The following is a 12275-nucleotide window of genomic DNA, read 5'->3' on the forward strand; positions in this document are numbered from 1 at the left end:
TTATCATAGAAAAGGGGACGTAATTACGCCCCTCTTGATTTCAACTTTATTTTAAATCTACTACCAAGTTTACGTTGAATTTTATCTAATGCTTCTCCACCAAATACTCTTTCAAGTACTCCTGTGCGAATTGCTAACAATCCGTAAACAAGACCGCCAATACCTGCACAAATCGCAACTGTTATAAGAGCACCAATACGGCCATCAGGCGAAATCATGAAGGATAGAATCCATTGTGATAGTTTTACAGCAACGACCATTATAAGTGTCAGTACTGCAATTTGGAATGTTCTTTTATATACAACACCGAATGAATAGTGTGCGTATTTTTTAATTTGTTGATTTGTGTACCAAACAGAAGCTAAGAAACCAACTGCTGTCGCTAGAATTGCTCCTACTGTACCGAAATAACGAATAAAGATTACGTTACATACAAATTTCAAAATGACGCCCATTATAAGCGCAATAATCGCATGCTTCTGCTGGTTAATACCTTGCAGGATTGCTGCTGTTACTGTAAATAAAGCGAATAACAACGCAACTGGTGCATACCACATTAATACTTGTCCACCTAGTGGATCTGAATCGTAAAACGCAGTATAAATTGGATATGCAAGTGAAGAAATACCGACAACTGCTGGCAATGTTAAAAACATATTTGCCTGGAATGTTTGTGTAATTTGTAATTTCAAATAGCGGTATTGTTTTTCAGTAAATGATTTTGTGATTGCTGGTACAAGCGTTAAACTAAACGCTGTTGCAAGTGATACAGGAATCATAATTAACTTATGCGTCCACATTGTGAAAATACCGAGAGCTCGCTCTGCGATATCACCTTGACCAATCGCCTGCATAATTGAGTTAAATGTCAATGTATCAATTTGTTGATATAAAGGAATTGTTAACCCAATTACAACGTAAGGAATCGCATATGCAAATAACTCTTTAAACAATTGAACGGTGCTTACTGTTGATTCTGGTACAGTTTGTTCAATTAAATATTGATCCAAATATTTTTTACGTTTTAGCCAGTACCAAATTAACACACCGAGTGCTCCAACCGCTGAAACGAACGCAGCAAATGTCGCTACTCCAACTGCTGTTGCAACTGTACCGCCAAGTACTTTAATAACGATAAAACTACCTGCTAATAAAAAGACGATACGAATAATTTGTTCAATAATTTGTGAAACGGTAGTTGGTCCCATAGACTGGTGACCTTGGAAATAACCACGAATTAAACTCGCTGCTGGTACAACAATAAGCGCGAAGCTTACAAGACGAATGATCGTCGTAACTTCTCCTACATTATTGTGTATACTTTGTTTACCAAGCATCGCTTCTGCAAACAATGGCGCCGTCATGTACAGTACTAGGAACGAAAGAACTCCTGTTACTATCATCATAACCATTCCCGAGCGGAACATTCTCCGGCTCGTTTTATAATCGCCAAGCGCATTATATTTGGAAACAAATTTTGAAACAGCAAGTGGCACACCTGCCGTTGCGATACTTAAAAAGATCGTATATGGAATGTATCCATATGTATAGAGCGTTCCGCCTTCTGTTCCTACTAATGCATGAAACGGAAAGACGTAAATCATGCCTAAGAACTTTACTAAAAATGTCCCTAGCGTAACAATAAGCGTTCCGCGCAGAAATTTCGAATCGGACATACAAAAATCCTCCTACATCTACATAAAGTGAAACTATAATTAGTTGGAGACTTCTCTCCTACTCCTTATTAGTTGAACCATTCGAGCATTTACAGGCTAACAGACTCCCTATTTACTTCTCCTAAATCTTGAGGTTTTAGTCTTATCACCTACAAATGGCAGGATAGTGCTGAACTCTAACTTTTGTATTGTACCACAATTCTCTCATTAAGCAGTACTTCACTCTATTTTTCTTTTAAGGGAAAACATGCTATTCTTTTAGGCAGGAAATGTAGAAAATGAGGTCGATATATTATGCATTATGATGTTATTGTCATCGGCGGCGGTCCTTCTGGGCTAATGGCTGCAATTGGTGCTGCAGAAGAAGGCGCAAATGTCTTACTTCTTGATAAAGGAAATAAACTTGGGCGTAAACTTGCAATTTCTGGTGGCGGACGCTGTAACGTAACGAACCGTCTACCACTTGATGAAATTGTTAAACATATACCAGGAAACGGTCGCTTCTTATACAGCGCTTTTTCTATTTTTAATAATGAAGATATTATTACATTCTTCGAAAATCTCGGTGTTAAATTGAAAGAAGAAGACCACGGTCGCATGTTCCCTGTGTCAAACAAAGCACAATCTGTTGTAGACGCACTTTTAACACGATTAAAAGACTTAGGTGTAAAAATTCGTACAAATACGCCTGTTGAAACGATTGAATATGAAAATGGTCAAACAAAAGCAGTTATACTGCAAACAGGCGAAGTGTTAGAAACAAATCACGTCGTTATCGCTGTTGGCGGAAAATCAGTTCCTCAAACTGGATCTACTGGAGACGGATATGCTTGGGCTGAAAAAGCGGGTCATACAATCACAGAATTATTCCCAACAGAAGTACCTATCCTTTCAAACGAGCCGTTTATACGTGACCGCTCATTACAAGGTCTTGCTTTACGTGATATAAACTTAAGTGTATTAAATCCGAAAGGAAAAGCTATCATTTCTCACAAAATGGACATGCTCTTCACTCATTTCGGCCTATCTGGACCTGCTGCTCTTCGCTGTAGCCAATTCGTCGTGAAAGCACTGAAAAAGTTTAAAACGAATACAATACAAATGAGTATTGATGCATTGCCAGAGGAAAATAGTGAACAACTATTTCAGCGCATGCTGAAACAAATGAAAGAAGATCCGAAAAAAGGAATTAAAAACGTTTTAAAAGGTTATGTTCCTGAACGTTACTTCCTATTCTTATTAGAAAAAAATGAAATTGACGGCAGCGAACAAGCTGGACAAGTTTCTCACGAAAAGATTCGTGCACTTGTGAAAGACTTTAAAGAGTTTACTGTGAATGTAAATGGTACGCAGTCAATTGAAAAAGCATTCGTTACTGGCGGAGGTGTATCCGTGAAAGAAATTAATCCGAAAGAAATGTCTTCTAAATTTACGAACGGCTTATATTTCTGCGGAGAAGTTCTTGATATTCATGGTTATACTGGTGGCTATAATATTACATCAGCCCTTGTTACTGGTAGAATTGCTGGAACGACTGCTGGAGAAAACGCGAAAATGCAATATTAAAAAAAGAAACAGGGATTCCTGTTTCTTTTTTAATATTGCCATGAAATCATTATCGGCGATTTCTCAAATATATCGACTTACCGACAAGAAGCGACAAACATCTGCTCCATGTAACTTTCCATTGCTTTTTTGTTGCTTTATATACCTTAGTACCTTTATATTTTATATTGTTGAATATTTAAAAAGGGTAAGGGGAAAACAAATGAGAAAAAAAGTCATGATGTCTTTAATGTTAATGACGTTTCTTTCTGCGGTAGAAGGAACGATTGTTAGTACAGCAATCCCTCGTATAACGAGTGATTTGTCAGGCGTCGAACTTGTTAGTTGGGTATATGCAATTTATATGCTTGCAACAGCTGTTTCGACTCCAATATACGGAAAGCTCGCTGATTTATTTGGCCGTAAAAAAGTTTTACTGATCGGAGCTACAATCTTTTTAGTCGGTTCTGCACTTTGCGGAGTCGTTACATCGATGGAACAATTAATCTTCTTCCGCGCGCTTCAAGGTATCGGTGCTGGTGCTGTTATGCCAATCACAATGACGATTATTGGAGACTTATATAGCGAAGCGAAAGACCGCGCGAAAGCACAAGGTTGGATGAGTGCCGTTTGGGGTGTATCCGGTGTTATCGGACCGTTAGTAGGTGGATTTTTAGTTGATTCCCTTTCTTGGCGTTATATTTTCTTCCTAAACGTTCCATTCGGAATTATCGCTTGCTTAATGATTGCAATTTACTACAAAGAATCTATTAAACCTGCTAAGCATCATATCGATTATCTTGGTGCAACAGTCTTCTCATTAAGTACAATCGCTCTACTATATGCATTATTAACAGGTAGCAGTAAGCAAAACTGGGGAGACATGACAATTATCGGCCTATTAATCTTTGCCGCTATTTCATTTATTATTTTCTTATTCATCGAGAAGAAATCTCCGGAACCATTAATTCCGCTAGCACTTTTCTCTAACCGTACATTATCTACGATAAATATATTAACTCTTATTGCTGGCGCAATGATTATTAGTATTACAATGTACCTTCCAATTTGGAGCCAAGGTGTATTAGGGAAAAACGCTACAGAAGCTGGACTTATTTTAATGCCAATTCCTGTTATGTGGACATTTGGCGCTATTTTCTCTGGTAACTTAGTAGGCAAATTAAAAACGAAACAAATCATTTTACTTGGAGCTAGCATTTTATCAGTCGCTACGTTCTTATTATTTACACTATCAACAAATTCACCATCGTTCCTTATTTATGTAGCAGTCGGATTATTCGGCTTAGGAATGGGGCTTGTGACACCGATTTACATGGTAACAATTCAAGCAGCCGTACCAGCTCATACACGCGGAACAGCTGTTGGTTTAAACACATTTATTAATACATTTAGTCAAACGTTAGGTGCTGCAATATTCGGTACAATCTTCAATACGATGATTCACGCACGTGGTATTAAAAATCTTGATCTTGTATCTGGTGGACATGGCGGTACTACAGCAAACGTAGTAACCGAATCGCAATCTGCATTAGCATCAAGCGTACACGTCATTTATATGAGCACTTTCGTATTAGCAGTATTTACATTAATTATCGCTTGGCTCTTATTAAAACCAGCTACACAAACAAGTGAGCAACAATAAAAAGGATGACCATTTTGGTCATCCTTTTTATTCTTCATTCTCCACAATATGTTTCAGCATGGATAATTTATTATCCCAAAAACGTTCATAATACGAGAGCCATTGTTGTAATTCTTCTAATGGTTCTGGATGCAAACGATATATCTTCTCTCTTCCGCTTTTTCTTCCACTTACTAAATTCGCTTCCGAAAGAATATGAAGGTGCTTTACAACCGCAGTACGACTTATCGGAAAATGATCCGTTATTTTGGAAATCGGTAACTCTTTGTCACTTAATAACCGTATTACTTCTCGGCGGGTTGGATCAGCAATTGCTTGAAATACATCATATTTCGCTGCTGACGAGGACACTTAGCCTTCGACAACCTTTTTCAGTTTTTCATTTACAATCGCTACCCAACCACCGCTCATTCTATCGCGAATAATAGAGCTCTTCGCATTTGCTTTCGGAAGAATTTCATCAGGATGTTTCCAGCCGCCGTGAATTAACGTAAATTCTGTTTTGTTATCTCCTAAGTCTTTCAAATCAAATGAAACAACCCAGCCATCTGTATCCCATGAGAAAGATAAATGGTTTGGTTCATCAATTTCTAATACTTTACATGGTGATGGCCCAAATGGTGATTGCACATGAAATTCATGTCCTACCTCTAATACAAAATCATTTGGCATAAACCATGACGCAATCCCTTCTGCAGTTGATACTACACTCCATACCTTTTGAATAGACGCGTTAAAAACGATTGTTTGTTTAATATCATTTAATGTATTTTGTTGTTCCATTTTCATTCTCCTTTACTCGGCGTTACAACATAACACCTTTTGGTTATACTTTGATAATATAACACCTTTTAGTTTCATGTCAACGCTAATTCTTTTACTGTTGAGAAATTCTCAACATTTTTTCAACAGGACAAACACCCTCTTAGCATTTCCTCATAATATACTCACAAAGGCAATACAAAATAAAAACTTCTCTCAACATGAAACTCCATCATTCATATTGAAAGAAGCGCCTTACTTATATCATGCGTACTTCGTCTCTCCTCCTTCCCTCAGGGACAATACGCGAGATATGACAAATCAGAAGGAATATGCCCACCATTTGAGTAGGTAGTTATTTCTCTTCTCCCCAACATTTCCTTAGGAGCGAAATGACTACCGACTCACTTTTTTCAAACAAAATAAAAAGGGGATGAAAGCTATGTTCTATTGTATTAACTGCTCTGATATTCACCATGAAAAACATCCAAATGATAAAGTATTCAAAAACGGTTTTTATATTGATCCATTTTTAGGTGATCGTTATCACCTTGGTATGTGTAAAGATGCCCAAAACCATGAAACAGGGGAGCCTCTTTTAACGACAAAGAAATTAGGCACAACCCAATCTATTATGAACGTATTACCGACACATGTTGTCCCAACATAAAACATAAAAAAGAGCTGGGTGAGCCAGCTCTTTTTTATGCTTTATAAACGATCATTGCTGAAAAACAATAAATTTGGTTTTCATCGTCGTTAATAGAAACACCAACTTGATACTTAATATCTACAAAGTTGCTATCATCAATCTTTTTCAAAAACACATTCACAGCGTCTTCTAAGTCTTTTTCGTGACTTTCATCAAATACTTTCACACGAATCATGTTAACACCGTCCTAGATCGCAGCCCTCGGCCGCTTGATTATTGCCACGGTGCGTATCTATGATGCGATAAAACTTTCCATTCTCATATATATATCCGTCTTCTAACACATATTCTTTATCTTCAGTATAGACATAAAACTTACCTATCATAAATTTACTCGTATATAATTCCAAATAATTTTGTCTAAATTTAGCTACAACTTTATTTGTAATATCAATTTTTATTGTGCGCCCCACCTTCTCTCCCTCCTTTGCAAAGAACGGATTTAGGTATATTGTATTAGCGCTTTTACATTTTATGCTTAAAAATAAGTGGATATGCCTTCTTTCTTCACCTGTACTATTTTTCTAAAAAAATCACGATAAATAAGGTCCAAAAAAAAACATAAAAAAGCACTTTATCTTATTGACTCGAATATAAATATTATGTTATTATATAAAATTTGACATTTTTACATACGTATGCTATCATTAAAAGTGGTTACCACATATGGAGGTGGATGATTTGTTTCAAATTGGTGATAAAATCGTTTATCCAATGCACGGTGCAGGAATCATCGAAGCAATTGAAGAGAAAGAAATATTAGGTACTTCACGTCAATATTGTGTGATACGCATCATTAGTAAAGATATGCAAGTAATGCTTCCGATGGATCAATTAAAAAAATCAGGTATTCGTTATATCGTTGATCGAGGTACGTTAGATGATATACTTCTTGAATTTCAAAACGGGGAGTCAGACCCATCACTCTCATGGAAACAAAGATATACAATGAATATGGAAAAAATGAAAAACGGCAATTTACAAGATAGCGCAGAAGTTGTTCGGGATTTACTTCGCCGCAATAAAGAGCGAACTTTAAATGCGAGTGAAAAACAAATGCTAGATAACGCCCGAAAAATGATGATCAGTGAAGTTGCACTCGTACAAAATGTTTCTGAACATCAAGCAACAGAATTTCTTCAAGATACAATTAATCACTAAATTTAAAATAGCTGGCCGCTATTTTTTTTTGTAAAAAAAGGACGAAGAGTTTTATCTCTTCGTCCTTTTTTATTACCCACGCCCAGCTTGAAACGATGGATATAACGTCATTCCACCATCTGCAAATAGCGTAATGCCCGTTACATAACTCGCCTCTGAAGAAGCGAGCCAAGTTGCTACTGCTGCAATTTCTTCAGGGTTTCCAATATAGCCCATCGGTATCATACTTTCTACGTCAGCACGTTTTTTAGGATCAGCAAACTTTTCTGCATTAATCGGCGTATTAATTGCACCTGGTCCAATATTATTTACTCGAATACCTTTTGGCGCATATTCTAGCGCTAACGTTTCTGTCATCAGTTTAATACCACCCTTACTCGCTGCATAGTGCACAAATAGTGGCCACGGAATTTTCTCATGAACACTAGACATATTAATGACAGAACCTTTAATATCATGTTCTACAAAATATTTAATCGCTTCACGACTCCCTAAAAAAGCACCTGTTAAATTTGTATTAATTACCCTATTCCAATCTTCAAGCGGCATTTCATGCGACGGTACCGCGTTTTCTATCCCTGCATTATTAATCATAACGTCAAGCGTACCAAACTCTTTCACAGCAGATTGAATGAGATTCACAACATCTGATTCGACGGTTACATCACCTTTTACAGCAATCGCTTCGCCGCCTACCTTTTTAATTTCTTCTAACACATCATTCGCTTCTGATTCTCGTGAGCGATAATTAATAACCACTTTCGCTTTTTCCTTAGCAAACCTCACTCCCATCGCTCTTCCAAGACCAGTTGCTGATCCTGTAATAACGACAACTTTCCCTGCTAAATCACTATACATTTCCATACCTCCTTTAACTTTTGGCTATACCTAACATAATTCCGGCTGCGATAATAAAAACGATACCGACAACGATACCCGTTAATTGACGTTTCGTTTTCTTTTCCCCTAATATAAGGATCCCACCAAGCGTGGAAATAATAATTCCCATTTGCGATAGCGAGAAACTTGTTGCGACTCCAACACGCGGCTGCGAAATGAATAAAAACATATTTCCAGCTGCCCAAATTAATCCTGGAATAATATTTCGGATTGCATATTTATTAAATGGATGATGTTTAAAGGTAAGCAAAATCCCACCTAACACCATACCAACTGCTTGTGGCAACAAAGCTGACCAACCATCTACGTTAAATAGTCTAATCACTACTACGTAAACTAAATAGCCGACTGTTGAAATTAATAAAATTACGATACCTCTTTTAAAGTTTGCTGCTTGCTCTGCATTCTTTTCTTCTTCACTTTGAAGCGATGTTAAAATAACACCGATAATAATACAAACGAGCGCTAAAATCCCAAGGACGACCGATATTGTCGTGGACCATTCATGAAATACGATAACGCCAAATAAAGTCGTCGCGACTAATTGAAGTCCTGTTGAAATTGGCATCGTCCTCGAAACACCCATTAAATCAATACTTTTCAATTGATTTGCCTGACCAAGCGCCCAAAATAAACCTGACACAACTCCAACTCCGATAACGGTAGGTGTTAATACTGGCTTCATAAAAATATAAACAACAATTGAGAAAATAAGTGCTCCAAACGTTGTTCCGAGCGTTTGACTATACGGTCCCCCGCCCAGTTTTACGTTAAATAGCACAATACTTCCCCAAAATATAGCTGGTAAAATCGCTAAAAATATATCCATCACTCATTACCTTTCTTTACTAAATGCATAGGTTATCACTCTAAGTCATTAGAGTGAGCTTTTATTTTTTCTTTTTCCCGTTGACAAACTTTTTCTGCAATAGCGTCAGAAACATTCTTTTCTCGCTCCACTTTCTTTATCTTTACGTGATCTAAATGGTCTTCCAAAGTAAGCGTAACTTTATCGTTCGGGGGATTATGCGCTCCTTGAAATGTAAGAAATTGTAGCTTCACTTCATACCTAGGAACAAATTCATCTTTCTTGCCGAGACGCTTTATATTTATAACTGAAGCACATTCATATTGATCTTCTGTCACTTGTCTAATAACTGAATAGTACCTATTTGATAATGCACTCTCTAAAAGCTGTTCTCTTGATTCTTTCGCGAAAGAATCACTTGGAGAAGAGAAAAAAGACGCACATAGCATTGTCATAACTACACATATTTTTTTCATAATTCCCTCCTTGTTCTATAGATTAGTGTTCTCAAAACTGCCATAAAAAAACGACTTTCCCTATATAGGAAAGTCGTTTTAATGAATCCAATATTAACCACCGCTCACTGGTGGGATTAGTGCAACAACATCACCAGATTGGACCCTGTCATCTTCATTTGCATATTCTTCATTAATCGCAACCATAATTGGCTCTGAAACTGGTACATTATATTCGTTCGCAACAACATCTTTTAACTGTGCAACCGTAATATTTTCTTTCTCTATTTGTAATTCACTTGTCCCTGCTTCTTCTTGCAAGTGCGCAAATAACAATACTCGAATCATACTTATAGCTCCTTCCCAGGCTCTCCCGCCGGATATGGTGTTTTTTCTAATTGATCACCAATCCATGAGTCACCATCTTCCCAAAACTCCTTTTTCCAAATCGGAACAATTTGTTTTATGCGTTCCATAATATATTCGTTCGCTTCATAAGCCGCTTTACGGTGTGGTGTTGAAACAGCAACAACAACCGCTATATCAGAAATTTGCAACGTACCGATGCGATGTGTAATCGCAACGTGTGTACCTGGCCATTTCTCTTTCACTTCTAATCCGATTTTCTCTAGCATCTTTTCTGCCATCGTTTTATAAGCGACATATTCTAAGTATAATGTACGACGCCCTTTCGTAAACTCTCTAACCGTTCCAATAAATGTTGTAACAGCACCGCATTCACGTCGAATTACTTTCTTCGTTACCTCTTCAATCGAGATTTCTGTATCAATTACTTCATAATATGTATTTGTCATTTCGCACTCCTAACCGTTTGTAAAAACCAGTCTATGTACAACTCTTCTTCTGTTATATGAAATACTTTATATTCTTCTCGTATATTTACTGGGACATCATACCACGTAATAACCGCCACTATATTTTCTACTTTATGTAAAAGCTCAGCATCTTCCGCAGAACGAAGTAACACTACTTTCGGGTAGTTCTCTTTTTTATAGCCCTCTATTAAAATTGTATCCACTTTAAAAAACTCATATAAGCGAATAATTTCTTGCAAGGACCATTTCTTTCTTAGTGAAGAAAGTGAAAGTAATCCAGCACCTTCTACACTACTTACGACAGCACCAGCTTTACGGTGTCTTTCGCTATCTTTTTGCGCTACTTCTGGAAAACCTCCGTGCCCGTGATGTTTAATTGTAGCAACTTTCATTTCGCTTTCGGCTAATGCATGCACAATTTTCTCTACAAGTGTCGTTTTTCCGCTATTTTGATACCCTACTATTTGTAAGATTGAAGGGGCTTCGCCCATGGCCACTCACATCCCTCAGAGTGCTCTAACAATAATACGGATACTTTCATTCCGGTCTCAAATCCTCTCGTTCCTCCGGGTAACACGATAAAAGCATTCGCATCTGCAAGTGAAGATACCGCACTCGATTTATCTAAACCAACCGGCATCGCTTGTAACGCCCCATCCACAATTGTTACGTTCGCTCTTACGAAACGAGTAAATGGATTTGGCTTCGGAAAATCTTTTTGTAAAATAGCATCCGCTCTATATACGTGAGGTTCCTTCGCATACAAATACGTTTTTATAATTGGATGCACAAATAATTCAAAGCCTACATAACAAGCAGACGGATTTCCTGATAAACCAAAGAGTAACTTTCCATCAACTTCAGCTACTGTCGTTACACTTCCGGGCCTCATGGCTATCTTATTAAAGAGTACATTTGCCTGTAATCTTTCATAAATAGCTGGTAAGTAGTCATAATCTCCTACTGATACACCGCCTGTTGTAATTAAAATGTCGACCTCATCCATCGCTGATTGAACAGCTGTAAAACATGCATCTAACTCATCCGCGAGTTGACCATAATAACGAACTTTCCCGCCAGCTTTCATAATTTGAGCTGCGATCATATACGAGTTACTATTTCTAATTTTCCCCGGTTCTAACGGCTCATGTACTTCTAATAATTCACTTCCTGTCGTTACAATACCGACAACAGGCTGTTTTACAACTTTCACCGTGCTATATCCAAACGTTGCTAGTAAGGCCGCAACACCTGGATTAATTGCAACACCTTTCTTAACGAGAACTTGATTTTGTTTTATATCTTCTCCTTTAAACGACACATTGTCACCGTTATTAAAAGGGCGTTTTAACTTCATATATGTTTTCCCGTTCTTCTCAAACCCTTCTGTCAGCTCTAGCATTACGACTGCATTGCAATCTTCTGGAATAGCTGCTCCTGTCATAATGCGAATTGCTTCAAAAGCTCCTACTTCCTCTAAAAAAACGGAACCCGCCCCGATTTCTCCTATTACTTCAAATTCAACTGGATTCTCTTGAGTTGCTTCTTTCGTATCTTCTGCTCGAATGGCGAAACCATCGTAAGGGGAACGATCAAAATGAGGAACGTCATGATCTGAGACAACATCTTCCCCGAGAATTCTCCCGTAACTTTCCGTAATAGAAATTTCTTCTACTTCACCATGCTTCGCATATTTCATTACCCGTTCTACTGCCTCAGCAACTTGAATTGGAATTCGTTTTTCTACCATCGTTTCT

Annotated in this window: 16 protein-coding genes; 4 read left to right on the forward strand and 12 right to left on the reverse strand. The window is 37.6% G+C overall.

The window, feature by feature from the left end; genetic code table 11:
- Window positions 1-23: 23 nt before the first annotated feature.
- Entirely contained in the window at window positions 24-1676 is a 1653-nt protein-coding gene (locus ACUN13_RS05015) for a putative polysaccharide biosynthesis protein (RefSeq protein ID WP_001284028.1), read from the reverse strand.
- Between the two features lie 294 nt (window positions 1677-1970).
- On the opposite strand from ACUN13_RS05015, the gene ACUN13_RS05020 reads away from it, so the two are divergent.
- Window positions 1971-3242, forward strand: coding sequence for a BaiN/RdsA family NAD(P)/FAD-dependent oxidoreductase (locus tag ACUN13_RS05020; RefSeq protein WP_000558859.1), 1272 nt, complete (start codon window positions 1971-1973; stop codon window positions 3240-3242).
- Window positions 3243-3444: 202 nt separating this feature from the next.
- A complete protein-coding gene (locus ACUN13_RS05025) occupies window positions 3445-4884 on the forward strand; it encodes an MDR family MFS transporter (RefSeq protein ID WP_001228021.1) in 1440 nt (479 codons plus the stop codon).
- Window positions 4885-4911: 27 nt separating this feature from the next.
- Here the strand turns inward: ACUN13_RS05025 and ACUN13_RS05030 are convergent, their stop codons facing one another.
- Both ACUN13_RS05030 and ACUN13_RS05035 read right to left on the reverse strand, forming a co-directional pair.
- A complete protein-coding gene (locus ACUN13_RS05030; protein WP_445423703.1) occupies window positions 4912-5235 on the reverse strand; it encodes an ArsR/SmtB family transcription factor in 324 nt (107 codons plus the stop codon).
- Entirely contained in the window at window positions 5236-5667 is a 432-nt protein-coding gene (locus ACUN13_RS05035) for an SRPBCC family protein (RefSeq protein ID WP_000437765.1), read from the reverse strand.
- A gap of 421 nt (window positions 5668-6088) precedes the next feature.
- On the opposite strand from ACUN13_RS05035, the gene ACUN13_RS05040 reads away from it, so the two are divergent.
- Entirely contained in the window at window positions 6089-6316 is a 228-nt protein-coding gene (locus ACUN13_RS05040) for a DUF3973 domain-containing protein (protein ID WP_000498989.1), read from the forward strand.
- Between the two features lie 34 nt (window positions 6317-6350).
- Here the strand turns inward: ACUN13_RS05040 and ACUN13_RS05045 are convergent, their stop codons facing one another.
- Together ACUN13_RS05045 and ACUN13_RS05050 are read right to left on the reverse strand one after the other, a co-directional pair.
- On the reverse strand, window positions 6351-6533 hold the full coding sequence (locus ACUN13_RS05045) for a sporulation protein Cse60 (RefSeq protein WP_000621751.1): 183 nt from the start codon (window positions 6531-6533) through the stop codon (window positions 6351-6353).
- Between the two features lies 1 nt (window position 6534).
- The gene (locus ACUN13_RS05050) at window positions 6535-6771 is read right to left on the reverse strand and encodes a DUF2553 family protein (RefSeq protein WP_000533806.1); all 237 of its coding nucleotides are present in this window, start codon (window positions 6769-6771) and stop codon (window positions 6535-6537) included.
- 253 nt (window positions 6772-7024) lie between these two features.
- Between ACUN13_RS05050 and ACUN13_RS05055 the strand changes: the two genes are divergently transcribed.
- Window positions 7025-7519 (forward strand): CarD family transcriptional regulator, encoded by a 495-nt coding sequence (locus ACUN13_RS05055; RefSeq protein WP_000451443.1) that lies wholly within the window; start codon window positions 7025-7027, stop codon window positions 7517-7519.
- Between the two features lie 72 nt (window positions 7520-7591).
- Here ACUN13_RS05055 and ACUN13_RS05060 read toward each other — a convergent pair whose 3' ends face one another.
- From ACUN13_RS05060 to moeA, 7 genes are all read right to left on the reverse strand, one after another.
- Window positions 7592-8377, reverse strand: a complete 786-nt coding sequence (locus tag ACUN13_RS05060) for a glucose 1-dehydrogenase (protein ID WP_000286674.1) — start codon at window positions 8375-8377, stop codon at window positions 7592-7594.
- A gap of 13 nt (window positions 8378-8390) precedes the next feature.
- Entirely contained in the window at window positions 8391-9248 is an 858-nt protein-coding gene (glcU, locus tag ACUN13_RS05065; RefSeq protein WP_000350861.1) for a glucose uptake protein GlcU, read from the reverse strand.
- 35 nt (window positions 9249-9283) lie between these two features.
- Entirely contained in the window at window positions 9284-9703 is a 420-nt protein-coding gene (locus ACUN13_RS05070) for a DUF3888 domain-containing protein (RefSeq protein WP_000717685.1), read from the reverse strand.
- A gap of 93 nt (window positions 9704-9796) precedes the next feature.
- Complete coding sequence (moaD, locus tag ACUN13_RS05075) at window positions 9797-10030, reverse strand: molybdopterin converting factor subunit 1 (RefSeq protein ID WP_000621778.1); 234 nt, start codon at window positions 10028-10030, stop codon at window positions 9797-9799.
- Window positions 10031-10032: 2 nt separating this feature from the next.
- Window positions 10033-10497, reverse strand: a complete 465-nt coding sequence (gene moaE, locus ACUN13_RS05080; RefSeq protein ID WP_000185942.1) for a molybdopterin synthase catalytic subunit MoaE — start codon at window positions 10495-10497, stop codon at window positions 10033-10035.
- A complete protein-coding gene (gene mobB, locus ACUN13_RS05085; RefSeq protein ID WP_000503325.1) occupies window positions 10494-11009 on the reverse strand; it encodes a molybdopterin-guanine dinucleotide biosynthesis protein B in 516 nt (171 codons plus the stop codon). The genes moaE and mobB overlap by 4 nt, the downstream gene beginning before the upstream one ends.
- Window positions 10979-12268, reverse strand: coding sequence for a molybdopterin molybdotransferase MoeA (gene moeA, locus ACUN13_RS05090; protein ID WP_000229690.1), 1290 nt, complete (start codon window positions 12266-12268; stop codon window positions 10979-10981). Before moeA ends, mobB begins: the two co-directional genes overlap by 31 nt.
- Between the last annotated feature and the right edge of the window lie 7 nt (window positions 12269-12275).

The organism is Bacillus cereus group sp. Bce041 (assembly GCF_052646455.1).

Coding starts and splice junctions, on each gene's coding strand:
- ACUN13_RS05015 (WP_001284028.1), bottom strand. CDS start 1,676: ATGTCCGATTCGAAATTTCTGCGCGGAACGCTTATTGTTACGCTAGGG.
- ACUN13_RS05020 (WP_000558859.1), top strand. CDS start 1,971: ATGCATTATGATGTTATTGTCATCGGCGGCGGTCCTTCTGGGCTAATG.
- ACUN13_RS05025 (WP_001228021.1), top strand. CDS start 3,445: ATGAGAAAAAAAGTCATGATGTCTTTAATGTTAATGACGTTTCTTTCT.
- ACUN13_RS05035 (WP_000437765.1), bottom strand. CDS start 5,667: ATGGAACAACAAAATACATTAAATGATATTAAACAAACAATCGTTTTT.
- ACUN13_RS05040 (WP_000498989.1), top strand. CDS start 6,089: ATGTTCTATTGTATTAACTGCTCTGATATTCACCATGAAAAACATCCA.
- ACUN13_RS05045 (WP_000621751.1), bottom strand. CDS start 6,533: ATGATTCGTGTGAAAGTATTTGATGAAAGTCACGAAAAAGACTTAGAA.
- ACUN13_RS05055 (WP_000451443.1), top strand. CDS start 7,025: ATGGAGGTGGATGATTTGTTTCAAATTGGTGATAAAATCGTTTATCCA.
- ACUN13_RS05060 (WP_000286674.1), bottom strand. CDS start 8,377: ATGTATAGTGATTTAGCAGGGAAAGTTGTCGTTATTACAGGATCAGCA.
- glcU (WP_000350861.1), bottom strand. CDS start 9,248: ATGGATATATTTTTAGCGATTTTACCAGCTATATTTTGGGGAAGTATT.
- ACUN13_RS05070 (WP_000717685.1), bottom strand. CDS start 9,703: ATGAAAAAAATATGTGTAGTTATGACAATGCTATGTGCGTCTTTTTTC.
- moaD (WP_000621778.1), bottom strand. CDS start 10,030: ATGATTCGAGTATTGTTATTTGCGCACTTGCAAGAAGAAGCAGGGACA.
- moaE (WP_000185942.1), bottom strand. CDS start 10,497: ATGACAAATACATATTATGAAGTAATTGATACAGAAATCTCGATTGAA.
- mobB (WP_000503325.1), bottom strand. CDS start 11,009: ATGGGCGAAGCCCCTTCAATCTTACAAATAGTAGGGTATCAAAATAGC.
- moeA (WP_000229690.1), bottom strand. CDS start 12,268: ATGGTAGAAAAACGAATTCCAATTCAAGTTGCTGAGGCAGTAGAACGG.